This is a genomic window from Streptomyces sp. NPDC002181, assembly GCF_042890485.1.
Classification (GTDB): Bacteria; Actinomycetota; Actinomycetes; order Streptomycetales; family Streptomycetaceae; genus Streptomyces.
This window is the reverse complement of the sequence record NZ_JBIASC010000001.1, coordinates 455,292-478,288: the sequence shown is the minus strand read 5'-3', so window position 1 is coordinate 478,288 and position 22,997 is coordinate 455,292. Positions and strand designations below refer to the sequence as shown.

Here is a 22,997-nt window from a genome sequence, read left to right as displayed (position 1 = left end):
GCAGAACTGTTGAACCGGACACCCGAATCGAGAACGTGAGATGCGCAAGATACTCGTCGTGGGGGCCGGCCAGTCGGGCCTCCAGCTCGCCCTCGGCCTCCAGGCGAAGGGGTACGAGGTCACCCTCATGTCCAACCGGACCGCGGACGAGATCCGCACCGGACGGGTCATGTCCACGCAGGTCATGTTCGACTCGGCGCTGCGGCACGAACGCGACCTCTCCCTGAACTTCTGGGAGCGGCAGGCCCCGCGGATCGAGGGCCTCGGCTTCTCGGTGGCGGCCGGGGACGGTTCGCGCCCCATCGACTGGCTCGGCCGCCTCAAGGGGTACGCGCAGTCCGTCGACCAGCGCGTGAAGATGGCGGGCTGGCTCGACGTCTTCACGCAGCGCGGCGGACAGCTGGTCGTCCACGGCGCGTCCGTCGCCGACCTGGACTTCTTCTCCCGTGCGTACGACCTGGTGCTGGTCGCGGCGGGCAAGGGCGAACTGGTGTCGCTGTTCGGGCGGGACGCGGCCCGCTCCCCGTACGAAGCGCCGCAGCGCACGCTGGCCGTCTCGTACGTGCACGGGCTGGAGCCGCGCCCCGAGCACCCGGGGACGGAAGCGGTGCGCTGCAATCTGGTCCGGGGCGTGGGCGAGCTGTTCGTCATGCCGACGCTGACGACGTCGGGACGGGCGGACGTGCTGTTCTGGGAGGGCGTTCCGGGCGGCCCGCTGGACGCCTTCAGGGGCGTGCGGGAACCGGGCGAGCACCTGGCGCTGACGCTGGAGCTGATGAGGACGTTCACGCCCTGGGAGTACGCGCGGGCGGCGAAGGCGGAGCTGACGGACGCGGGCGCGGTGCTGGCCGGGCGGTACCCGCCGGTCGTCCGCAACCCGATCGGGCGGCTGCCGGGCGGCGGGGTGGTGCTGGGGGTCGCGGACGTGGTCGTCGCGAACGACCCGATCACCAGCCAGGGCTCGAACGCGGCGGCGAAGTGCGCGGCCTCGTACCTGTCGTCGATCCTGATGCACGGGGACAAGCCGTTCGACGAGGCGTGGATGAAGGCGACGTTCGACCGGTACTGGTTCACGACGGGCAAGCCGGTGACCGAGTGGACGAACGCGATGCTGGGCGGCCTGCCGGAGCACGTACGGAAGCTGATCGGCGCGGCCGGGCGGTTCCAGGCGGTGGCGGATCGATTCGCCAACGGCTTCGACCAGCCGGCCGACTTCGACGGGTACTTCTACGACGCGCAGGACGTGGAGGACTACTTGGCGGAGGTCGCGGAGGCCGAGGAAGCCGCGGAGCTCGCGGAAGGCGCGGACGGCGCGGAGGGCGCGCGGGTCCCGGGGCTCGCCGGGGCTTCGGCGGCCGAATAGCCGGTGTCGTCGCCGGCCCCTTCGCCGGGAAGCGGCGGAGCGGTGAACTCGGCGAGCGGGGCCGCGTCGGGGTCGGGCCGTACGGCGCCGAGCAGAGGGTTCGCGGCGATGGGGGACACCTTGACCCTCGCGCCGGGTCGCGGGGCCTGGATCACCTTGCCGTCGCCGACGTACAGGGCCACGTGGGTGGCGGTGGGGAAGTAGACCACCAGGTCGCCGGGGCGCAGTTCGTCCAGGGGCACCTTGGGGAGCTGCGCCCACTGCTCCTGGCTGGTCCGGGGGATGGCGCGGCCGGCGTGCGCCCAGGCCTGCGAGGTGAGCCCGGAGCAGTCGAAGGACCCGGGGCCCTCGGCTCCCCAGACGTACGGTTTGCCGAGCTGCTCGGTGGCGTAGGTCAGGGCGGCGCCGCCGGCGGCCGTGGGCGTACGGGGGGTGGCGGCGAGCCGGCCGGACGCCAGCAGCTCGCGCTGCGCGGTGGCGGTGTTGGCGGCCTCGCGGGAGCCGAGCCGGGTGAGCTGGTCGGGGGTGAGCGAGGCGAGGACCCGCTCGACCTGCTTGAGCTTGAGGTCGACCTGCTGCTTGTCCCGCTTGCGCCGGGCGGTCAGGGTCTGCCGGGCGTCGAGGGACGTGCGGGCGGCGCCGGCGAGGAGGTCGGCGCGGCGCTCGGTGCGGGTGAGGCGGGCCAGCACCCCGGCCCGGCGGGCGCCCTCGCGGGCGGCGATCCGCCGCTGGTCCTGGGCGGCCTGGGGGTCGCCGGTGAGCAGCATGCGGGCGTACGGGGAGATGCCGCCGGCGCCCTGGTACTGGGCCCGGGCCACCCGGCCGGCGGCGGCCTTCTCGGCGCCGAGGGCGGTACGGGCCTTCGCGAGCTCGGTGCTGAGCCGGCGCTCCTCGTCCTGCCCCTCCTTGAGTGCGACTTCGGTGGCCTTGTACCCCTCGGCGGCGGCTTCCGCCTCCCGGTAGAGCCTCTGCAGCCGGGCGAGCAACTCCCCCACGCCGAGGCCCTGGAGCGCCTCGGCCCCACCGTCCGGCGCGACGCCGTCCTGCGCCCCGCCCTCCGGCGCGACGCCGTCCTGCGCGGCGGAGCCGTCCGCCAAGCCGCCGCCCGCCGCGTCGCCGGGACTTCCCGGGCCGGGGTCCTGCGGGGTGGGTGCCGAGCCGGCCTGCGGGGCGGAGCCGACGACGGCATGGCCGGCCAGCCGGTCGGCGGCACTTGGTGCGCCCGGACTGCGGTGCGGGGTGGCGGCCGTCGGGGCGTGCCGGGCGGCCGCCATCGGGGTCTGCCGGGCGGCGGCCTCCGCCGTCGCGCGGGTCTGCGGGGTCGTGGCGGCGGCCGGCTCCGAGAGGAAGCCGGGCAGGGATCCGGCGTGGGTGACGGGGAGCGGCGCGGCCGACACGAACAGGGCGGCGATACAGGCGGTACGGAGCACGCGGCGTGACAATGTGATCACCTCCAGGCGGCCGATGCTGCCACGCCCGGTATGACAAATCCCCCACCAGGGGCGGCCGGTTCCCCACGCCCACCCGTCCGGCCCAGCGGGAGCGGGACGGGCCTCCACCCGTGGGTGGAGGCCCGTCCTCAGTGCCGGTTCACCTGTCCCACACCTTCGTGCTGATCGAGCGCACGATCACCGGGATGAGCGTGGTGAACGCTATGCCCACCGCGGTCCCCGTACTGATGGACTGCGTGGCGGTGAAGGTGAGCAGCCCGACGCTCACCCCGACGACGACGCCGAGGAGGAGCAGCCACACCAGGCGCACGATGGACACGAGCCGGTCCGGTGTCTCCGCGGACACCGGCGCAGCCGCGGGGGGCGGCGACGGACGGTGCCTCAGGGCGGCGATCTTGATACGGGTCACCGTGTGGTGCCAGATCAAGGTGCGCTCCTCCTCGACTCCGCAGATGGTGAGGAAGATGTGCAGGAACTCCGTGGTGGGGAGGTCCTTGCCGTTGAGGACGGCGGTGAACGTCGCGGCCGAGATCTGGTAGATCCGGCCGCTGCGCTTCTCCAGCGTGGCGATGGTCAGCCCCTTGTCGGCGACCAGTTCGCGCATGACGGACAGCACGTCCTGCGCGGTGGTGCACAGCGCCAGCGCGGTGTGGACGCGGTCCACGGTGGGGCTCGTGACCCGCTGCAGCTCGTCGCGGGGGTGGGTCTCGACGAACTGCTGCACGAGGGCGAGGAGGCCGTCCGCGGGTGCCGGGAAGGGCGAGGGGGCCTCGGTGACTGCGTCCGTGTCGGCACTGGCGGAGGTGTCGGCGTCGCCCTCGGCCGTGTCGCCGGCGGACCCGACGTCCTCGCGCGCCTTCCTCCCGGCTTCGCTCGCCAGGGCCCAGCGGTGGATCCGGCGCCAGGAGCGCAGGTCTCCGCTGTAGCCGCAGCCGCGTACGAACGCCTCGACCACCTCCCACTTCGGGGCGCGCTGCCCCGACGCGGCCAGGGACAGGGCCGCGGCGGAGTAGTGCGAGGTCGAGGCCAGCTCGCGGTAGGTGAGGTTGCTGCGGCGGCGGAGCGCCCGCAGTTCGCGGGCGAGCTCCGCCACCTCCATCAGCGCCTCGGGCGGGATCTCCTTCTCAGGCCTCGCCACCGGACCCCGTCACCTCCCGGCCGGGGCGGGCACGGCCGTGGGCGCGCCGAACGAACTTCTGGGCGCCGCGGTGCAGGTGCCGGTGACCGGCGTGCCGGGGCGCGGCCGGAGCGGCGCGGGGCAGCGGGAGCGCGGCCGGTACGGTGCCGGCCGGTGCCGGGGGGTGGGCGCAGCGGGCGTGGCGCCGCCCGGCACGCCCGGGCCGGCGGGCCTGCCCGATGGCGGGGACGGGCGAGCCGGTCGCCCCCGGGGCGGCGGACCGCGTGCCGGACGGGGTGGTGGCGTCCCGCCCGGCGCCTCCGGCGGGGCGGTGCGGCCCGGACTCGGGAGTGTGCTCGGGGGTGTCGGTCCCGGACGTGTCGGCGGGGTCCTCGGCCTCGGCGGACGCCCACTGCTTGAGGAGGTCGCCGACGGTGGCGCTGACGAGGACGCCGACCGAGACGGAGGTGTCGGGGTCGCATCCCATGAAGTGGGCGGTGGTTCCGGCGGCTGTGCCGGCACCGTTGGCCACGGCTGCGGCGATCGCCAGCCGGCGCCTGCGAGGGGAACGGGGGGTCCTAGGCATCTCAACTCCTAGACGGCGGTCATGGACCGCAGGGGTACGAACGAGGGCGCCCCGCCTGTCTGCGGAGCGCCCTCGCCCGCCCCTGCGCGGAGGGGTTCCGTGCAGGGGCGTAACTCGGCCTGAGTGCTTGTGTATTCAGTTAGGGCGGGCGGTGGCCGGCCGGATCGGGAGCTCCAACTCCCCCGGCGGAGGAAGGGGATCCTCCGGGCTTTTGCGCGCGTACATCAGTCTGCCCTATGCGTCCCTCCGCATGGATACGCCACCGCACCGCCAAGCCGCTTCGTGCGTTTGTGAACAACCCGTTCCGCCGCGACACTCCGAGTGGTCCTCACGCCGCGATCAGCAGGAGTCTGGTAAAGCGGCCCGAGCCGCCGGGCGCCCTCCCGGAGGGGCCGCAGCGCCAGGCGAGTGAGAAGAAGCCCAAAGAATTGACCATGGAGGCGGCCTTCACACGGAAGATCCCGCAGGTCAGAGGTATTGTTTAATTGTTGCGATTCTTCAGGCTTGCGCACGGACCTGTCCGTCAGGCCCCGATTCGCACCCAAAACCCCCCGGTGGCACGCCACCATGGGGACGCGGTTCAGCTCCAACTGGCCGCGTTCAAGAGGCATCTCATGGCCTGAGTGCATCTTGGCGCCCCCCTGCGCGAGCAGGGGGGCGGAAAATCCTGCGGCAGACATCCCTTGTGCGAAAAGCCGTTCCGCCCGGTTCGTCCTGGAACATCCCCGCGGAAGGGTCATCTGTGAACAACCCGCAGCCCGCCTCTCACACAAGGCGACACATGTGATCGACCTCACCCGGACCGGGCGCGAGCGTCGGCCTGCCGGAGTCGTACTGCAGTCCGGAAATCGAGCACTTGCTCGCATCCCGGCCGCCGGACTTCGCCCTCCGTAGGGCAGTGCCCAAAGCCCTGCCGCCGGACCGCGCTCCATCGGGTCGGCGGGCGTCCCCCGCCCGGCGCCGGCCGGTCAGGGCCGGAGGAGGCGGGCCTTCGCCTCCTTGAACTCCTGGGGGGTGAGCAGGCCCTCCCGGGCCAGGTTCGCCAGCTGCGCCAGTTCCGCGGCCAGCCCCTGTCGCGGGGGCTCCGCGTCCGGGCGGGCGGTGCCGCTCCGGGCCTCCGGGGTCTTCGCCCCGGCCGACTCGGGGTCGGCCTTCGCCCCGGCCGCATCGGACTCCGGTCCGGCCTTCGCCCGCCCGGGCGCACCGGCTGCCGGGGCCGCGCCCCCCGCGGCCCGGGACAGCAGTCCCTGGAGGAGGGGGTGGCCCGTGGGGCGGTCGGCCGGTTCCACTCGCGTGCCGATCGGGCGGATGAACATCAGGCCGCCTCCGTCCGCTCCGGCGGGATCCGGACCGAGCCTGCGATCCGGCCGCCCGCCGCCCGTACCGCGATCGCCGCGTCCTCGGCCCACACGTGCTCCACGAGCAGCAGCAGCGCGCAGCTGCCGTGTTCGAGGAGGCCGGCCGACTCCGCGACGTCCTCCGCTCCGATCAGCCGCGCGGCCTCCCGGTGCCGCAGCAGTCCCTGGAGCTCCATGAACGCGTCGAACTCCGCCGCCAGCACCTCGCCCCCCGCCGTCTTCGTGACCACGAGCCCGTCGATCAGCCGTACGACCCCCGCCTTGCGCAGCCCCATCACGGCCTCGACCGCGGGTACCCGCAGCTGCTCCTCCGGGAAGGCCAGGACGATGAATTCCACTGGTCCCATGTCTCGCCGCTCCCACTCGTGACCGATTCTGACTACTCCTCGGCACTCTATGACATAAGCGGACATACCATCCGTCCGCTTGCTACGTTTCCGATATGACCGCTCTGACGGCAGAGGTGGCGGAGCCCGCGCCGCCCCCGCGCCCCGACGGCTCCGCGTCCACGCGCAGAGGCGTCGAGCTGACGCTCCTCGCCGGAGCCGTCCTCATCTGCGTCCTCGGCCACCACTACGTCGCCCTCGCCACCACCGGCCGCACCCCCGAGCCCGCAGGCCGCTACGCCGCCGGGCTCGCCGGAGCGGCCCTGCTCGCGCACCTCGCCGTCCGCTTCCGCGCCCCGTACGCCGATCCGCTCGTCCTCCCCATCGCCGTACTGCTCAACGGCCTCGGCCTGGTCCTGATCCAGCGCCTCGACGCGACCACCCCCGCCCACCTCACCGCCGGTGACCAAGTGCGCTGGTCGGCGCTGGGCGTGGCACTCTTCGTGCTCGTCGTGGTCCTGCTGCGCGACCACCGCGTGCTCCAGAGGTACGCGTACGTCTCCGTGGCCGCCGCACTCGCGCTGATGCTCGTCCCCGTGTTCTTCCCAGCAGTCAACGGCGCCCACATCTGGATCCGGTTCGCCGGACTCTCCTTCCAGCCCGGCGAGTTCGCCAAGATCCTGCTCGCCGTCTTCTTCGCCGCCTACCTGGCAGCCAACCGCACCGCCCTCGCCCTCACCGGGCGGCGCCTGTTCTGGAAGCTGCGCCTCCTGCCCGGCCGGGTGCTCGGGCCGATCCTCGCGATCTGGCTGCTCAGCGTCGGACTGCTGGTCCTGGAAAGGGACCTGGGGACCTCGCTGCTCTTCTTCGGGCTGTTCGTGATCATGCTGTTCACCGCCACCGGCCGGATCGGGTGGATCGCGATCGGGCTGCTGCTCGCCGCCGTCGGCGCGTACGCGGTCGGGACCTTCGAGCCGCACGTGCACAGCCGCGTCGAGGACTGGCTGAATCCTTTCGCCTCCATCGACAGGGGCGAGGGCCCCGGCCAGCTCGCCCAGTCCCTCTTCGCCTTCGCCGCAGGCGGACTCCTCGGCTCCGGGCTCGGCCACGGCCAGTCCTTCCTCATCGGCTTCGCCGCCAAGTCGGACTTCATCCTCGCCACGGCCGGCGAGGAGCTGGGCCTCGTCGGGATCACCGCGATCCTGCTGCTCTACGGACTCCTGGTCCACCGGGGTTTCCGCGCCGGGCTGGCACTGCGCGACCCCTTCGGGCGCCTGCTCGCCACCGGGCTCGCCTCGATCGTCGCGCTCCAGGTGTTCGTCATCGCCGGGGGAGTCACGGGGCTGATCCCGCTCACCGGCATGGCCATGCCCTTCCTCGCCCAGGGCGGCTCCTCCGTCGTCACCAACTGGGTCATCGTCGCGCTGCTCGTCCGGCTCGGCGACAGCGCCCGCAGGCCGCGTCCCCCCGAGGAGGCCCCCGCGTGATCCGCTACATCCGCTGGTGCGCCTGGTTCTGCGCCCTGCTGTTCACCGCCCTGCTCGTCAACGTGGCCCGCGTGCAGGTCTGGGAGGCCGCCGCGTACGGGGCGAACCCGGCCAACAAGCGGCCCGCCATCGAGCGCTACGCCGAGCCCCGCGGGGACATCCTGGTCGACGGCCGGCCCGTCACCGGATCCCGGGACAGCGGGCAACTGCTGCGCTACGAGCGGACGTACGCGAACGGCCCGCTCTACGCACCGGTCACCGGGTTCTCCTCGCAGACCTACGGGACCAGCCTGCTGGAGCGCGCCGAGGACGCGATCCTCGCCGGCACCGATCCGGGGCTCTCCGCCTTCCCGCTCTGGTACGACCTGGCCCGCGGCCGCCCGTCCGGGGGGAACGCGGAGACGACCGTACGGGCCGGCGCGCAGCGGGCGGCGTACGCCGGGCTCGCGGGCCGGCGCGGCGCCGCGGTCGCCCTGGAGCCCGCCACCGGGCGGATCCTCGCGCTGGTCAGCAGTCCCTCGTACGATCCGGCGGCGCTCTCCGGCACCGGCGGGCCCGTCAAGGCGGCCTGGGCCCGGCTGAACGCGGACCCCGCCCGGCCGATGCTGAACCGGGCGCTGCGCGAGACGTACCCGCCCGGCTCCACCTTCAAGATCGTGACGGCGGCCGCGGCCCTGGACACGGGCGTGGTCGACGATGTGGACGCCCCCACGCAGACCCCCGACCCCTACCCGCTGCCCGGCACCAGCACCCTGCTGCCGAACGCGGGCAGCGGCTGCCAGGACGCCTCGATGGCCGAGGCGGTGCAGTGGTCCTGCAACACGGTGATGGCGAAGATCGGGGTGCGGGTCGGGCTGCGCGCGATGGTGGACGCGGCGCGCCGGTTCGGCTTCAACGGGGAGGGGCTGCGGGTGCCGGCCTGGGTGTCCCGGTCGAACTTCGACACCGACATGAGCCCGGACCAGCTGGCGCTCTCCTCGATCGGGCAGTTCAACACGCGGGCCACGCCGCTGCAGATGGCGATGGTGGCGGCGGCGGTCGCGAACGGCGGCGAGCTCGACTCCCCGTACCTGGTCGAGCGGACCACCCAGGACGACGGGGACCAGGTCCGGCGCGGGGGGCAGCACGGCCTGGGCCGGGCGATGAGCCCGGCGACGGCGCTGCGGCTGCAGGAGATGATGGTGGCGGTGGTGGAGAACGGGACCGGGCGCAATGCCGCGATCCCGGGCGCGGTGGTGGGCGGCAAGACCGGCACCGCCCAGCACGGGGTGGGGAACGCGGGGACCCCGTACGCCTGGTTCATCGGCTGGGCCAAGGCGCAGGACGCTCCGCTGCCGGGGGTGGCGGTGGCGGTGGTCGTCGAGGACGCCGAGGCGCGCCGCGGGGACATCAGCGGAAACGGCGCGGCGGCCCCGATCGCCCGGGCGGTGATGGAGGCCGCGCTCGCCGCACCGGCGAAGCGCTGAGGGATCCTCCTACGCGGGATCCGCCCCCTCGGCGATCGCGGCCCCGACCTCCGCCACCCGGTCCGCCTCCTCCGCCGCGAAGCGTTCGCGGTCCAGTACCTCGGCGATCTCCTCGTCCTGGCTCATCAGCAGGTCCAGGTTCGAGTCGCCCATCTCGAAGACGCCCATGTCCAGGTACGCCTTCTGGAGCCGCTCGCCCCACAGCCCGATGTCCTTCACGCACGGCACGATCCGGCTGAACAGCAGCTTCCGGAACAGGTGCAGGAACTCCGACTGCTCGGTGAACTCCTCGGCCTCCTTGCGCGGGATGCCGAAGTTCTCCAGCACCTCCACCCCGCGCAGCCGGTCCCGCATCAGGTGGCAGCCCTCGATCACGAACTCCTCGCGCTCGCGCAGCTCGGCGTCCGTCAACTGCTTGTAGTAGTCGCGCAGCGCCATCCGTCCGAAGGCCACGTGCCGGGCCTCGTCCTGCATCACGTACGCCAGGATCTGCTTCGGCAGCGGCTTGTCGGTCGTGTCGCGGATCATCCCGAAGGCCGCCAGCGCCAGCCCCTCGATGAGCACCTGCATGCCCAGGTACGGCATGTCCCAGCGGGAGTCGCGCAGGGTGTCGCCGAGCAGCGCCCGGAGGTTGTCGTTGATCGGGTAGAGCATCCCGACCTTCTCGTGCAGGAAACGGCCGAAGACCTCGGCGTGCCGGGCCTCGTCCATCGTCTGGGTCGCGGAGTAGAACTTCGCGTCCAGGTCCGGCACGGATTCCACGATCCGCGCCGCGCACACCATCGCGCCCTGCTCACCGTGGAGGAACTGGCTGAAGTTCCAGGCGGTGTAGTGCCGGCGCAGCTCGCCCTTGTCCTTCTCGGTGAGCTTGGACCAGTGCCGGGTGCCGTACAGGGTCAGCGCCTCGTCCGGGGTGCCGAGCGGGTTGTACGGGTCCACCTCCAGCTCCCAGTCGATGCGCTTGGCGCCGTCCCACTGCTTGTCCTTGCCCTTCTGGTAGAGGGCGAGGAGCCGCTCGCGGCCCGAGCCGTTCTCCTGGCCGACGAACATGGCTTCCCAGCTGAAGCGCGCCGCGCCGGAGGCCGGAACCTCCCAGGCCTTCGCGCCCGGGTCCTTGGTGTAGAGCTCGTGCGTCGACACTGACGCCCCCTCGGCTCGTGTACTTCCGTACAGGACTGGATGGTTGGCAGCGTCACACGTTGGTAGACGCGGGGTCAACAAGTCGTGCGCAGGGGATTGACGGTCTTGCTGACAAGCAGTCTCATAAGTACTGACCGCCGGTAACCCGATGAGCGAGGTATCCGAAAGCCATGACGACCGTGACCGATCGAGGCGCGCTGCAGGACGCGCTCGGCCTCCTCAAGGACCGCGAAGAGATCGCCGCGCGACTGCTCGAATCCTCGGCCAAGCACTCCTTCGACCCCGACAGGGAACTCGACTGGGACGCCCCGCCCATCGACGGCAAGTACTACTGGCCGCCCGAGCTGCTCTCCCTCTACGACACCCCGCTGTGGAAGAAGATGGGCGAGGAGCAGCGCATCGACCTCTCCCGCCACGAGGCGGCGGCCCTCGGCTCGCTCGGCATCTGGTTCGAGATCATCCTGATGCAGCTGATGGTCCGGCACATCTACGACAAGTCCCTGACCAGCAATCACGTCCGCTACGCACTCACCGAGATAGCCGACGAGTGCCGCCACTCCATGATGTTCGCCCGCATGATCCAGAAGGCCGGCGCCCCCGCCTACCCGGTCTCCCGCACCAACCACAACCTCGCCCGGATCCTCAAGACCGTCTCCACCACCCCCGGTTCCTTCGCCTGCACCCTCCTCGGCGAGGAGATCCTCGACTGGATGCAGCGCCTCACCTTCCCGGACGAGCGCATCCAGCCCCTCGTGCGCGGGGTCACCCGCATCCACGTCATCGAGGAGGCCCGGCACGTCCGCTACGCCCGCGAGGAGTTGCGCCGCCAGATGCTGACCGCCCCGCGCTGGGAGCAGGAGCTGACCCGCGTCAGCTGCGGCCAGGCGGCCCGCGTCTTCTCGCTGGCCTTCGTCAACCCGAAGGTCTACGAGAACATCGGCCTCGACCGGCGCGAAGCCCTCGCCCAGGTCCAGGCGAGCGGCCACCGGCGCGAGGTCATGCAGACGGGCGCCAAGCGGCTCACGGACTTCCTCGACGACATCGGCGTCCTGCGCGGTGTCGGCCGCAGGCTCTGGAAGAGCTCGGGACTCCTCGCCTGAACCGGCTGTTTCGGGGCTACCCTGCGGGCATGACGACCGTACGCGCGTACCGCAGGCTGAGCGTCGAGGAGCGGCGGGCCCAGCTCCTCGACGCCGCCTTGTCGCTGTTCGCGCACCGGGCCCCGGAGGAGGTCTCGCTCGACGACGTCGCCGAGGCGGCGGGCGTCTCGCGGCCCCTGGTCTACCGCTACTTCCCGGGCGGCAAGCAGCAGCTGTACGAGGCCGCCCTGCGCTCGGCGGCCGACCTGCTGGAGCAGTGCTTCGCCGAACCCCAGGCCGGACCGCTCACCCAGCGGCTCTCCCGCGCGCTGGACCGCTACCTGGCCTTCGTCGACGAGCACGACGCCGGCTTCTCGGCCCTCCTCCAGGGCGGAAGCGTCGTCGAGACCTCCCGTACGACGGCCACGGTGGACGGCATCCGCCGGGCCGCCGCCCAGCAGATCCTCTACCACCTGGCCGTCCCGGCCCCCGGCCCGCGGCTGCGGATGATGGTCCGCACCTGGATCACCGCGGTCGAGGCCGCCTCCCTGATCTGGATCGACGAGGGCAAGCAGCCGGAGGTCTCGGCCCTGCGCGACTGGCTGGTCGACCAGTTCATAGCCCTCCTGACGGCGACCGCCGCCACCGACCCGGAAACGGCCGCCGCGGCGCGCGCCGCGCTGGCCCTGGAATCGGCGGACGGCCCGGTCGGGGTCCTGGCCCGCCGTGTGATCCCGGTGGTCTCCGAGGCCGCCCACCTGCTGTGACACTGGTGGGGTGAGAAGCGAACGCACGCCCTTCGAGGGCGGTCCGATGGACGGGCGGGTCCTGCCGATCCTCCTCGGCCCGACCGGCCACCCGCCGAAGTGGTACGAGATCCCGGTCCCGGCGGCCGACGGCGGCCCCCCGACGGTCCTGCTGTACGAGCGGGTCCCGTCGGGCTATTCGAAGCGGCTGCACCTCCAGAAGGGCTGGAAGTACACGTACACCCCCTCCGGCCGGAAGCCCAAGCTCCGCTGGCCCTGGACGAAGACGAAGCCGACCCCGCAGGGGGAGGGCGCTCCGTAGCGCTAGACGGTGTCCGGCGCGGGTCCGGGGAGGGTCAGGACGGCCAGCGCCCCGCCGCCGGGCGCGGCCCGGAACTCCAGCCGCGCGCCGATCACCTCCGCCTGGCCCAGCGCGATGGTCAGGCCGAGCCCGTGGCCCTTGCCCGTGCCCACACCGGTGGTCCGGAACCGCTGCGGGCCGTGCGCCACCAGGTACTCCGGGAACCCGTCGCCGTGGTCCCGTACGGTCACCACCGGGCCGTCCACCGCCAGCACCACCGGCTCCCGCCCGTGCTTGTGCGCGTTGGCGACCAGGTTCCCCAGCACCCGCTCCAGCCTGCGCCGGTCCGTCTCCACGTGCGCGTCCCGGACGACCACCACCTCCGTCCCCGTACCGGAGGCCCGCACCACCCGCCGCGCGAGGCGCCCCAGCTGGTGCAGGTCCGTCTCCACCACCTCGCGCCCCGAGTCCAGGCGCGAGATCTCCAGCAGGTCCTCGGTCAGCCCGCGCATGGTGCGCACCCGCTCCCGGACCATCTGGGTCGCCCGCCCCTCCGGCAGCAGTTCCGACGCCGCCTGCAGGCCCGTCAGCGGAGTGCGCAGCTCGTGGGCGACGTCCGCCGTGAACCGCTGCTCGCTCAGCAGCTTCGCCTGCAGGGTTCCGGCCATGGTGTCGAGCGCTCCGGCCACGGTCGCCACCTCGTCCTGGTGGCGCGCGGGGTCGTTGGTGCGCGGATCGTCCACGCGCGCGTCCAGGTCGCCCCGCGTGATCCGCCGGGCCACGCTCGCCGTCTGGTGCAGCCGCCGCGTCACCCGGGTCACCGCGAAGGCGCCCACGAGCAGCGTCCCGCCGATGGCGAGCACGGACGAGCCGATGATGGCGTTGTCCAGGCCGTTGATGGTCCGCGCGCTCTGCGAGTAGTCCACGGTCGCGGCCAGCACCTTGCCGTCCGCCGGGGCCGCCGCCCACATCGTCGGCCGGCCCCGGTACTCGGCCACCATCGTGGCGCGCTGACCGGACAGGGCCAGCGCCCGCAGCCGCGGGGGCAGTCCCGCCGGGTCGATGCCCGTGCCGGGCCGCAGCGCCTCGCCGGCCTCGTAGTCGCGGGAGACGTCCTGCAGCCGCTCCAGGGCCTTGTCCCGCGCGGCGGCGACGGTCTGCCGGGTGACCTGCACGTGCACCAGCGCGCCGAGCACGGCCGCGAGCGAGCAGCACATGACGACGATGAACAGTCCGGACTTCCAGGTCAGCGTCGCCGTCCAGGAGGGCAGCCGGCGCCGCAGCCACCTCACGGGGCCGCCTCGGCGGACGGCGTCGGCGGGGCCGACGGGGCGGGGCCCTGCGCCCTGCCCGGCAGCCGTACGATCTGCTCGCGCGTCGGCAGCATCGTCCGCTGCTTCTCGTCCCAGGACCACGCGGTGATCAGCTCGTAGCCCGGATGACCGCTCGGCACCCGCAGGACCACGTCCCGCCCGGCCAGGTCCACGGCGACGACGGTCTGCGTCGTCGCCATGATCCGGTTGAGGCGCCCGTCCGGATCCGCCGTGTAGGCCCGTACGGACATCATCCGGTCCGGCAGCTCGATGCCGACGACGAGCTCGTCGCGGCCGTTGCCCGTCAGGTCCCGGTAGTACGGGGCCAGTACCGGGCAGGTCCCGGGCGACTGCCCCGCCTTCCCGCACCCCTTGATCGCGGCGACGGTCTCCGGGGGCATCCCGTCCGGCCCGACCTCGGTGTTCGGGTGGGCGGCGAGCTCCGCGCGGACGAGGGCCACCGGGTCGACCTCGTGCACGTTCTGGTTCGTCACGGGCGCCAGCCCCCGCACGTACTCCGGCGGCGCGCCCCCGGGATCGGCGGGCGGTACGGAGGCCCCCCGGTGCGAGGGCCACAGGTGGACGGGCCCGCTCGCGGTCGGGGTCGCACCGGCGGCCACCAGCCCGCCGGTGTCACCGCACCCCGCGAGCAGGGGCAGCAGCGGGAGCAGCGGGAAGGCGAGCAGCGCGGCGCGGGACCGGTGCCGCGGGCGGGCCCGGGAGGCGGCGACCGGGAAGGTCAACGTACGCACGGCCGGCTCGGCCTCCTCTCCACGGGTACCACGCCTCATTATCGGCGAGCGAATCTTAACCTTATGCGGAGATATGACCGGTTCGGGACGATCTTGAGCGGCCTCGCGGCTCAGCCCCCGGTCCGGCCCCGGCGCAGCATGGCGAAGCCGAGCCCGGCCGCGCCCACGGCCGCGATCCCGCCGCCCGCGGCGAGCAGCAGGACGCCGTCGCCCGGCCCGTCGGCCAGCGTGTCCAGGGTTCCGCCGGCGAACGTGCGGGCGTGCCCGGCCGAGGCCTGCACGACCCGGCCGTCGCGGACCCCGGTCTTGTACCCGTCGGAGACCGCCGTGGCGGTGCGGCCGGCCGCGGCGCCCGTCTCGCCGACCCAGGAGGAGAGCCGTCCGTCGGGCTGGAGCGCCGCGTGCAGCGGGCCGGAACCGCCGAAGCCGGCCAGGCCGTCGCGGCTGGTCAGGGTGGCCGCCCTGGCGCCCTCGGCGGTCAGGATGTCCGCCTGGAAGCCGCCCGCGGCGACCCGGTAGACGTTCGCCCTGGAGGCGCCGTCCGCGAGGGCGAGGCTCTTGACCAGGGTCCGGGGCGCACCCGCCGAGCGCGCCGCCGAAGCGGCGGGCACCCCCTCGGCGAGGGCGGCGGCGGCGGGCAGCGCGAGGAGGGTTCCGGCGCAGGCGGTCACTGCGGCGGCTCGTACGAGAGTGCGGCGGTCGACGGTGCTCACGGGAAGTCCTTCGGTCCGGTCCAGGTGCGACAAACCTAGGAGTCCGCTGTGTCAGTACCGCGATGAGCATGTAACAGGCACCCGGCGGAGTTCCGTAGAAGCTGTTACACGGCCGAGAACTCCGCCGGGGGATTGCCGGGAGCCGTCCGGGCTGCTCCCATGTACGGCGGGGGGTGAGGTCCATGCGTGGACTCAAGGTGCTTCCGAGCGGCCGCCCCGGCCGCGGCCGGCTCTACGTCAACCTGCCCGACGGCCAGGCGGTGGCCTGGTACGACCGGCAGACCAACCGGATCAGCGTGCTCGCCGACCAGCACCGCGAAGCGGTCGTGGCGGCGTTGCGCCCGTACATCGCCGGCCCGTTCACGGTCGGTCCGCCGCCGGTGCCCTCACCGGCCGACCTGCGCAGACTCGCCCTCCCGCCGGACGAGGACCTGGCCCCGAACCGCCCCGGCGAACCCCTGCTGGGCGAACTGGAACACGGCTCGGCGGGCACCCGGAGCCGGCACCGGCTCCGCCAGGACCTGACGGCCCAGCAGCGCATGGGCGACCTCCTCGACTCCCTGGAACCGGAGGGCTGGCGGGTCCTGCACGGCGTCCCGCTCCCGGGCCTCGGCCGCATCGACCACCTGCTCATGGGTCCGGCGGGGATCTTCTGCGTCCGCACGCTCCCGGGGCGCAGGCAGCGCGCGGCGATCGGGGACCTGCTGCTGACGGTGGGCCGCACCGAGCCGCGCCCGGACCCGCGCTGGATACGCCGGGCGGCCGCGGCGGCCACCCGGGCTCTCGCGGCCCCGGTGCTGCCGGCCCTGGCCCTCGTCGACGCCTCGCGCGTCGAGGTGGCCCCGACGGTCCGCGACATCCGCGTCCTGGAGCCGGCGACGGCCGCGGCGCACCTCGCGTCCGCCCCGGCCACCCTCAAACCCCCGGACGTCGAAGCCCTGTTCACCCAGGCCCGCGACACCCGCTCCTGGCTCCCGCCCCTCCCGCACCGGCCCCGCCCGCGGTCGCGATCGTTCACCGGCCGGCGGCCCGGGAAGACCTCCTAAGGGCGCAGCGCGCGGGGCCCCTTGCCGAGGCGGCGGCGCAGCAGGGCCCGCAGGGCGCCCGGGCTCTCGTAGCCGACCCGGCGGGCCACCGCCGCCAGCGGCAGGCCGGTGGTGCGCAGGAGGTGCTCCGCCTGCTCCACCCGCAGGTCCTGCACCAGCCGGATCGGCGGGCAGCCGAGCGTACGGGCGACCGTGCGCTGGAGGGTGCGTTCGCTGACTCCGAGGTCGCGGGCCGCCTCGGCGATGGACAGCGGCTCCGCGATGCGGGCCCGTACCCATTGCTCGAAGGCGGCCACCAGCGGATCGTGCCGGGCCAGGGCGCTGGGGATGGCGTACGCGGCCTGCGAGGCCCGGTCGTCGACCACGAGGTAGTGCCGCACGAGGTCGGCGAGGGCGGGGCTGCGCATCCCCACGATCGCCAGCGCGAGGTCGAGGTGGCTGAACGCGGCCCCGGCGGTGGTGATCCCGTCCGAGGTGGTGACCATCCGCGTCTCGTCCACGACGACCTCGCGGTAGCGCTCACGGAAAACCGGGGCCAGCCACCAACTGGTGGTGGCCCGGCGGCCGTCCAGCACCCCGGACTCGGCGAGCAGGAACGTTCCGGTGCAGGACGTGGCGAGGGGGGTCCGGCGTTCACGGGCCTCGGAGAGCAGCCGGCGTGCGGTGCGGTGCCCGGCGGAGGACACCGTCTCCACCAGAGCCTCGGGGCGGCGCTCCATGAGGGCGGGAACGACGAGGAGGTCGGCGTCCTCGGCGGTGCGCGCGGGCTCGGTGTCGATCCGGTGGCCCAGGCCGGTGCGGACCGTGCGCCGGACGCCGACGGTACGGATGTCGAAGGCGGGCGGCGGGGCACCCGGCAGCCGGCCGCGCAGGGCATTGGCCGTGTGCAGGACGTCGAGGACGGCCGAGACGCCGGAGTCGAACACCCCGTCGAGGACCAGCACTGCGGTTTTCACCCGGCAACCCTAGCGGGCGGGAGGCGGGTGCGGTGCTGTCGGAATCGGTGTGCAAGGTGCCGGATCCGTCACTCCCGCGGCGCGCGGGGCGCGCCTAGGCTCGGCTCATGACCACGCCCCGGACCACCCCGCACACCGGCACCGGCACCGCCGCTCCCGCACCTGCTCCCGCGCCCGCCGACCGCTCCCGCACCCACACCTGGCACTCGCGCCCCGAGCCCACCCCGGAGATCCTGGGCATGAGCGGCCTGGAGATCCTCCGGGCCTGCCTCAAGGGCGACCTTCCCGAGGCTTCGATCATGAGCACGCTGGGCTTCCGGCTGGCGGAGGCCGAGGAGGGCTCCGTCGTCTTCGAGGGGGATCCGGGCGACCACCTCCTCAACCCGATGGGGACGGTGCACGGGGGGTTCCTCGCCACGCTCCTCGACTCGGCGCTCGGCTCGGCCGTGATGACCCGGCTCCCGGCGGGCACCACGTACACGACCGTGCAGCTGGGGGTGCACATGATCCGCCCGGTGCTGGCGCGGACGCCCACGCTGCGGTGCGAGGGCACGGCCCTGCACGTGGGGCGGACCACCGCGACGGCCGAGGCCCGGGTGATCGGCGCCGAGGACGGCAAGCTGTACGCGCACGCCACGACCACCTGCGTGATCCTGCGGCCCTGACCGGCCTCCCCCGGCGGTCCCTCAGGCCGAAGCCCGCTTGCGCGGCGCCGCCTTCTTCGCCGCGGCGGCGGTCTTCTTGGCCGAGGCCGCCTTCGACGTGGACTTGGCGGTGGACTTCGTCGCCGTCGACTTGGTCGCCCCGGCCGCCGTCGACCTGGCCGGGGCCGGCTTGGCCGCGGTGGACTTGGCCGCGGTGGACTTCGCCGACGCGGACTTCCCCGTACCGGCGGCCGTCTTCTTCGCCGCGGACGTGGACTTCTTCCCGCCCACCGTTTTCGGCGCCGCCGCCGTCTTCCGGCGGATCGGGGTGACCTGCGCCTCCGTCGCCTCCCCCCGCGAGGCCTTCGCCGCGTTCACGCTCTTCTCCAGCGCCGCCATCAGGTCGATGACCTTCCCTCCGGCCGGCTCCACCTCGGCCTCCGCCGGAGGTTCGAACGCACCCTGCGACTTCGCCGAGACCATCGCCTCCACGGCCTCCCGGTACTCGTCCGTCAGGGAGTCCATCTCCACCTCGCCCAACGTCGCCATCAGCGCGTCCGCCAGGTCCAGCTCGGCCTCCCGCACCGACACCTTCCCCTCCGGAGCCACCCCCTCCGGCACCCGGATCTCGTCCGGCCACAGCAGCCCGTGCATCGCGATCACGTCGTCGACCACCCGCAGCATGCCCAGCCGCTCCCGCCCCCGCAGCGCGTACTTGGCGATGGCGACCTTCCGGCTCCGCTTCAGCGCCTCCCGCAGCAGCGTGTACGGCTTCGCCGCCGTCGGCCCGTTCGCCGCGAGGTAGTACGCGGCGTCCATCTGCAGCGGATCGATCTCGTCCGCCGGTACGAACGACACGATCTCGATCGTCTTCGCCGTGGCGATCGGCAGCTGCGCCAGGTCCTCGTCCGTGATCGGGATGATCGACCCGTCCGCCTCCTCGTACCCCTTGCCGATCTCGGCGGTGGCCACCTCCTCGCCGTCCAGCTCGCACACCTTGCGGTAGCGGATCCGTCCGCCGTCGCCCAGGTGGATCTGGCGAAAGGAGATCGAGTGGCTCTCTGTGGCGTTCACCAGCTTGATCGGAATGCTGACCAAGCCGAAGGAGATCGCCCCGTTCCAGATGGATCGCACGGTTCCTCCCGATTCATGGCAGTCTCATCGTATGACGCCGATCACCATGGTGGAGGGGCGTCGCATCCCGCTCTCCAACCTCGACAAGGTCCTGTACCCCGAGACCGGTTTCACCAAGGGCGAGGTGCTGCACTACTACGCCACCGTCGCGCCCTCGCTGCTGGCCCACATCCACGACCGGCCGGTGTCGTTCCTGCGCTATCCCGACGGCCCGGACGGGCAGCTCTTCTTCACGAAGAACCCGCCGCCCGGCACCCCCGACTGGGTGAGGACCACCCCCGTGCCCCGCTCCGAGGACCTCTCCGCCGAACAGGTGGTCATCGCGGACCTGGCCTCCCTCATGTGGGCCGCCAACCTCGTCGTCGAGTTCCACACCCCCCAGTGGCCGGCCGGCGGCCCGGCCCTCGCCGACCGGCTGATCATCGACCTCGACCCGGGTGCCCCCGCCACCGCCGTCGAGTGCTGTGCCGTCGCGCTGTGGATGCGCGAACGCCTGGCCGCCGACGGCCTGGAGACGTACGCCAAGACCTCCGGCTCCAAGGGCGTGCACCTGGCCGCGGCCCTGGAACCGACCCCGTCCGACCGGGTGTCGGCGTACGCGAAGGGCCTGGCCCAGGAGGCCGAACGCGCTCTCCCCGACCTCGCCCTGCACCGCATGGCCAAGGCCCTGCGCCCCGGCAAGGTCTTCGTCGACCACAGCCAGAACGCCGCCGCCAAGACCACCGCCGCCCCCTACACGCTGCGCGCGCGGGCCCGGCCCACGGTCTCCGCACCCGTCTCCTGGGAGGAGGTCGCGGCCTGCCGCACCCCCGCCGACCTGGTCTTCCTCGCCGACGACATCCCGCCGAGGCTGGAGCGCGACGGGGACCTCTTCGCCCCGCTGACCGACCCCGGCCGCGCCCGCCGGCTGCCCGCACCCCCCGGGGGCCGGCCGTGATCCGCGTCGCGCTCGCCGCCACCGTACGCACCCTCCCGCGCGGGGCCGGCCTGGCGTACGAGCCGAAGTTCGACGGCCACCGCCTGGTCATCGTGCGCACCGCCGAGGAGGTGGTGCTCCAGGCGAGATCCGGCCGCATCGTGACCGCGGCCTTCCCCGATCTGGCGGCCGCGGCCCGGCGGTTGCCCGCCGAGACCGTCCTCGACGGCGAGGTGGTGATCTGGCACGCCGGCCGCACCGACTTCGCGCTCGTCCAGCGCCGGGCGGCGGCGGCCTCGGCCGCGCGGGCCGCCGTGCTCGCCCAGAGCCTGCCGGCCTCGTACGCGGCCTTCGACGTGCTCGAACTGGCCGGGCTGGACGTGCGCGGGCGCACGTACGAGCGCCGCCGGGCGCTCCTGGTCGACCTGCTGCTCCCGCTGGGCCCGCCGCTGCAACCGGTCCCGATGACGACCGACCCGGAGCTGGCCGCCACGTGGTACGAGACCCTGCCCGCCAGCGGTATCGAGGGCCTGGTGGTCAAACGGCTGGACCAGACGTACCCGGCGGGCCGGCGCGGCTGGCAGAAGCTGCGGCACACGGAGGTCCGGGACGCGGCGGTGGTCGGGTACACCGGCACCCCGCGCCGCCCGCTCGCCCTGGTCCTCGTCCTGCCGGTCGGGGACGAGACCCCGCTGGTGTCGAGCCCGCTGACGGCCGCGCTGCGCGCGGAGGTGGCGGCGGAGGTGGCGGAGCGCGACGGCCCCGCCCGTACCCCGGCCGGGGCCACGGTCACCGCGATCGGGCTCGGCGAGGTGCCCTACCGCCCGCTCGATCCGCCGCTGACGGCCGAGGTCCGCCACCCCTCGACGGCCCGGCACCCGCCGCCCGAGGTGCTGCGGCTGCGGACGGAACCCTGACACCCCGCGACCCGCGCCGTGGCGCGGGTCGCGGGGTGTCAGGGTCGCGGGGTGTCAGGGTCGCGGGGTGTCAGGGTCGCGGGGTGTCAGGGCGGCCGGTCAGACGGTCAGGGGGCGTCAGGCGTTCCCGGTCGGCTTGTAGGCCGGCGGCTCGCCGTGCGGGGGCTGCTGGGGCCCCGGGTACTGGGGCGGGTTGCGGTACCCGGCCTCCCGCTCGGCCCGGGCCTCTTCCTGATGGCTGTTCGTGGTGGAGCCGAAGTTCCCGTAGCCCTGCATCTCGTGCGGGCGCAGGCCGCCTTCGGGGATCCCCACGCCCTCGCGCTCCTCGCGGACCTCGTAGACCGCGCCCCCGTTCGGCAGGTGGGGCTGGCTCTCGGGGGTCGGCGGCGGCGGCTCCTTGGCCCTGACCCGCTGGCCGAGCTTGAAGGCGCCCAGCAGGAAGCCGACCACGATGATCCCGACGACCAGGAACCAGGCGATGCTGCTCAGGGTCTGGTCCAGACTCAAGGTCATGTCCATACGCACTATTTTCCCGCATCAATGCCTGTTTCACCCTGAATGCGGGGAGATCCTCTGATCAGCGGACCATGCGACTACCGCACCGGATCGAGGGCAGGTGCAACGGCGACCCGCCCCGGAAGGAGCCCGAAAATGCCCCGCGGATCTTCACCCAAACGAGAACGCCAGTACGAGCACATCAAGGAGAGCGCCGAGGAGCGCGGCGAATCCGAGGAGCGGGCCAAGGAGATCGCCGCCCGGACCGTCAACAAGGAACGGGCCCGGGCCGGCGAGTCCGCGACCGCGAGCAGGCTGTCCCTGGACGACATGTCCTCCGGGCGGCGCGGCGGCCTGCACTCCCATTCGGGAGCGCAGGGGCCGACGTACGAACAGCTCTACGCGGAGGCCAGGCGCCGCAACATCCACGGCCGCTCCGACATGAACAAGACGCAGCTCAAGCGCGCCCTCGGCGACAGCTGAGCAGGCCCTAGCGCAGCGGCCCGTCCGAATCCCGCAGCGCCCGGACCTCGTACCCCCCGAGCACGGCCAGGATCTCCGCGCAGATCGCCAGCGCCGTCTCCGGAGGCGTCCGGGCGCCCAGGTCCAGGCCGATCGGCCCGTGCACCCGCGCCATCTGCGCCTCGGAGACCCCCGAGGCCAGCAGCTCCGCGCGGCGCCGCGACGTGGTCTTGCGGGAGCCGAGGGCGCCGACGTACGGGATGCCCAGCGCGAGCGCGCCGCGCACCGTCGGCACGTCGAACTCCGGATCGTGGCTCAGCATGACCAGGCAGGCGGCGTCCCGGCGGGCCTCCAGCAGCTTCCCGGCCTCGGCGACGGAACCGACGAGCCCCGCCCCCCAGCCCAGCAGCAGGGCCTGCGCCTCGATGATCTCGGCGAGCTCGCCGCCCCCGCCGATGACCACGTACGGGGCGGACGGGTACGCCTCCACGAACACCAGACCGCGCTCCCCGTACAGCGCGTCCCGGCCGGGCCGGCGCGTGGCCAGCAGCTCGCCGGCCCGCCGCTCGGCGTCGTCGGCCGGCGCGTCGACGGCCCGCACCACCTCGCTCACCGCGTGCTCGGCCCGTTCGTCGAGCCGGGTCACGAGCGCCACGCCCACACCCTCGCCGAGCAGCTCCCACCACGCGGCGGGCACGGCCGACAGCGGCTGGAGCAGGATCTCGGCCCGCCCGCCGCAGGTCAGCTTCGCCGCCACGGCGTCGTCCGCCCCCACCGATACCTCGCACACCCGCGCGGTGGCCCCGGAGGCGGCGGCCGCGGCCGCCGCCTCCGCCACCAGCTCGGCGTCGAAGACCCCCCGGTACAGGGCCCCGACGCACTCCCCGCGCGCGTCCACGAGCAGGGCCCCCGCCGGGTCCCGCGGCCCGAACCCCTGCTCGGCCACCGGCCGGGCCAGGAACGCGGTCCGCCCCTCGGCCGCCCACTGCCGCGCCGTCTCCACCAGCTCACGCATCGCGCCGCCCCATCCTCATCGTCAGAGCCCGCCCCAAAGCACCAGGTCAGCGGCGCGGGCGGGGCCTCACGGCCAACCTACGCACGCTCCCCACCCCTACCCATCCCCCAAAACCCACAGACCCGGACCCACCTCCCTCGTACAGACCACCGGACCGGCCGCCGCACCCGAGTTGCACGCGGGCGCCGGGGGGCGTTGTTTCGAAGTACGGCAG

Annotated in this window: 24 protein-coding genes; 11 read left to right on the top strand and 13 right to left on the bottom strand. The window is 73.6% G+C overall.

Going from position 1 to position 22,997, the window contains the following annotated elements; translation table 11 throughout:
- Positions 1-40 precede the first annotated feature (40 nt).
- A complete protein-coding gene (locus ACFYXV_RS02170) occupies positions 41-1,363 on the top strand; it encodes a styrene monooxygenase/indole monooxygenase family protein (RefSeq protein ID WP_389381827.1) in 1,323 nt (440 codons plus the stop codon).
- On the opposite strand, the gene ACFYXV_RS02165 is transcribed toward ACFYXV_RS02170, so the two are convergent.
- From ACFYXV_RS02165 to ACFYXV_RS02145, 5 genes are all read right to left on the bottom strand, one after another.
- Positions 1,252-2,793: an NlpC/P60 family protein gene (locus ACFYXV_RS02165; RefSeq protein WP_389381826.1), complete on the bottom strand. Its 1,542-nt coding sequence runs from the start codon at positions 2,791-2,793 to the stop codon at positions 1,252-1,254. The two genes, ACFYXV_RS02170 and ACFYXV_RS02165, sit on opposite strands and share 112 nt — an antisense overlap.
- A gap of 160 nt (positions 2,794-2,953) precedes the next feature.
- A complete protein-coding gene (locus ACFYXV_RS02160; RefSeq protein ID WP_389381825.1) occupies positions 2,954-3,952 on the bottom strand; it encodes a helix-turn-helix domain-containing protein in 999 nt (332 codons plus the stop codon).
- Positions 3,939-4,517, bottom strand: a complete 579-nt coding sequence (locus ACFYXV_RS02155; protein WP_389381824.1) for a hypothetical protein — start codon at positions 4,515-4,517, stop codon at positions 3,939-3,941. The genes ACFYXV_RS02160 and ACFYXV_RS02155 overlap by 14 nt, the downstream gene beginning before the upstream one ends.
- Before the next feature lie 968 nt (positions 4,518-5,485).
- Complete coding sequence (locus tag ACFYXV_RS02150) at positions 5,486-5,833, bottom strand: hypothetical protein (protein WP_385462274.1); 348 nt, start codon at positions 5,831-5,833, stop codon at positions 5,486-5,488.
- A complete protein-coding gene (locus ACFYXV_RS02145) occupies positions 5,833-6,222 on the bottom strand; it encodes a DUF6325 family protein (RefSeq protein ID WP_385462277.1) in 390 nt (129 codons plus the stop codon). The genes ACFYXV_RS02150 and ACFYXV_RS02145 overlap by 1 nt, the downstream gene beginning before the upstream one ends.
- 95 nt (positions 6,223-6,317) lie before the next feature.
- Here ACFYXV_RS02145 and ACFYXV_RS02140 point away from each other — a divergent pair, with 95 nt between their 5' ends.
- Positions 6,318-7,688 (top strand): FtsW/RodA/SpoVE family cell cycle protein, encoded by a 1,371-nt coding sequence (locus ACFYXV_RS02140; protein WP_385462280.1) that lies wholly within the window; start codon positions 6,318-6,320, stop codon positions 7,686-7,688.
- Entirely contained in the window at positions 7,685-9,154 is a 1,470-nt protein-coding gene (locus ACFYXV_RS02135; protein ID WP_389381823.1) for a penicillin-binding transpeptidase domain-containing protein, read from the top strand. Before ACFYXV_RS02140 ends, ACFYXV_RS02135 begins: the two co-directional genes overlap by 4 nt.
- Before the next feature lie 9 nt (positions 9,155-9,163).
- Here the strand turns inward: ACFYXV_RS02135 and ACFYXV_RS02130 are convergent, their stop codons facing one another.
- A complete protein-coding gene (locus tag ACFYXV_RS02130; protein ID WP_385462286.1) occupies positions 9,164-10,294 on the bottom strand; it encodes a ferritin-like domain-containing protein in 1,131 nt (376 codons plus the stop codon).
- A 170-nt stretch (positions 10,295-10,464) separates the two neighbouring features.
- Between ACFYXV_RS02130 and ACFYXV_RS02125 the strand changes: the two genes are divergently transcribed.
- Genes ACFYXV_RS02125 through ACFYXV_RS02115 form a run of 3 tightly spaced genes read left to right on the top strand, consistent with a single transcriptional unit; the run spans position 10,465 to position 12,441 of the window.
- Positions 10,465-11,394 carry a diiron oxygenase gene (locus tag ACFYXV_RS02125; protein WP_385462289.1) on the top strand — a complete coding sequence of 310 codons (930 nt, stop codon included), beginning with the start codon at positions 10,465-10,467 and terminating at the stop codon, positions 11,392-11,394.
- A 29-nt stretch (positions 11,395-11,423) separates the two neighbouring features.
- Positions 11,424-12,140, top strand: a complete 717-nt coding sequence (locus ACFYXV_RS02120; RefSeq protein ID WP_053689378.1) for a TetR/AcrR family transcriptional regulator — start codon at positions 11,424-11,426, stop codon at positions 12,138-12,140.
- Positions 12,141-12,150: 10 nt separating this feature from the next.
- Positions 12,151-12,441, top strand: coding sequence for a hypothetical protein (locus ACFYXV_RS02115; RefSeq protein WP_389381822.1), 291 nt, complete (start codon positions 12,151-12,153; stop codon positions 12,439-12,441).
- A gap of 2 nt (positions 12,442-12,443) precedes the next feature.
- On the opposite strand, the gene ACFYXV_RS02110 is transcribed toward ACFYXV_RS02115, so the two are convergent.
- From ACFYXV_RS02110 to ACFYXV_RS02100, 3 genes are all read right to left on the bottom strand, one after another.
- The gene (locus ACFYXV_RS02110; protein WP_389382106.1) at positions 12,444-13,703 is read right to left on the bottom strand and encodes an ATP-binding protein; all 1,260 of its coding nucleotides are present in this window, start codon (positions 13,701-13,703) and stop codon (positions 12,444-12,446) included.
- Positions 13,704-13,708: 5 nt separating this feature from the next.
- The gene (locus ACFYXV_RS02105; protein WP_389381820.1) at positions 13,709-14,485 is read right to left on the bottom strand and encodes a hypothetical protein; all 777 of its coding nucleotides are present in this window, start codon (positions 14,483-14,485) and stop codon (positions 13,709-13,711) included.
- A 110-nt stretch (positions 14,486-14,595) separates the two neighbouring features.
- Positions 14,596-15,198, bottom strand: coding sequence for a hypothetical protein (locus tag ACFYXV_RS02100; protein WP_385462298.1), 603 nt, complete (start codon positions 15,196-15,198; stop codon positions 14,596-14,598).
- Between the two features lie 182 nt (positions 15,199-15,380).
- Between ACFYXV_RS02100 and ACFYXV_RS02095 the strand changes: the two genes are divergently transcribed.
- The gene (locus tag ACFYXV_RS02095; protein WP_385462301.1) at positions 15,381-16,244 is read left to right on the top strand and encodes a nuclease-related domain-containing protein; all 864 of its coding nucleotides are present in this window, start codon (positions 15,381-15,383) and stop codon (positions 16,242-16,244) included.
- Here ACFYXV_RS02095 and ACFYXV_RS02090 read toward each other — a convergent pair.
- On the bottom strand, positions 16,241-17,200 hold the full coding sequence (locus tag ACFYXV_RS02090; protein ID WP_385462304.1) for a GlxA family transcriptional regulator: 960 nt from the start codon (positions 17,198-17,200) through the stop codon (positions 16,241-16,243). The genes ACFYXV_RS02095 and ACFYXV_RS02090 overlap by 4 nt on opposite strands.
- 107 nt (positions 17,201-17,307) lie before the next feature.
- On the opposite strand from ACFYXV_RS02090, the gene ACFYXV_RS02085 reads away from it, so the two are divergent.
- Positions 17,308-17,865, top strand: a complete 558-nt coding sequence (locus tag ACFYXV_RS02085) for a PaaI family thioesterase (RefSeq protein ID WP_389381819.1) — start codon at positions 17,308-17,310, stop codon at positions 17,863-17,865.
- 21 nt (positions 17,866-17,886) lie between these two features.
- On the opposite strand, the gene ACFYXV_RS02080 is transcribed toward ACFYXV_RS02085, so the two are convergent.
- The gene (locus tag ACFYXV_RS02080) at positions 17,887-18,978 is read right to left on the bottom strand and encodes a Ku protein (RefSeq protein WP_389381818.1); all 1,092 of its coding nucleotides are present in this window, start codon (positions 18,976-18,978) and stop codon (positions 17,887-17,889) included.
- A 31-nt stretch (positions 18,979-19,009) separates the two neighbouring features.
- Here ACFYXV_RS02080 and ligD point away from each other — a divergent pair, with 31 nt between their 5' ends.
- The gene (ligD, locus tag ACFYXV_RS02075; RefSeq protein WP_385462313.1) at positions 19,010-19,915 is read left to right on the top strand and encodes a non-homologous end-joining DNA ligase; all 906 of its coding nucleotides are present in this window, start codon (positions 19,010-19,012) and stop codon (positions 19,913-19,915) included.
- On the top strand, positions 19,915-20,811 hold the full coding sequence (locus tag ACFYXV_RS02070) for an ATP-dependent DNA ligase (protein ID WP_385462338.1): 897 nt from the start codon (positions 19,915-19,917) through the stop codon (positions 20,809-20,811). The genes ligD and ACFYXV_RS02070 overlap by 1 nt, the downstream gene beginning before the upstream one ends.
- A 117-nt stretch (positions 20,812-20,928) precedes the next feature.
- On the opposite strand, the gene ACFYXV_RS02065 is transcribed toward ACFYXV_RS02070, so the two are convergent.
- A complete protein-coding gene (locus ACFYXV_RS02065; protein WP_383350653.1) occupies positions 20,929-21,330 on the bottom strand; it encodes a DUF6479 family protein in 402 nt (133 codons plus the stop codon).
- Positions 21,331-21,462: 132 nt separating this feature from the next.
- On the opposite strand from ACFYXV_RS02065, the gene ACFYXV_RS02060 reads away from it, so the two are divergent.
- Positions 21,463-21,789 carry a plasmid stabilization protein gene (locus tag ACFYXV_RS02060; RefSeq protein ID WP_385471374.1) on the top strand — a complete coding sequence of 109 codons (327 nt, stop codon included), beginning with the start codon at positions 21,463-21,465 and terminating at the stop codon, positions 21,787-21,789.
- A 7-nt stretch (positions 21,790-21,796) separates the two neighbouring features.
- Here ACFYXV_RS02060 and ACFYXV_RS02055 read toward each other — a convergent pair whose 3' ends face one another.
- Entirely contained in the window at positions 21,797-22,783 is a 987-nt protein-coding gene (locus ACFYXV_RS02055; protein WP_385471377.1) for an XdhC family protein, read from the bottom strand.
- Positions 22,784-22,997 lie beyond the last annotated feature (214 nt).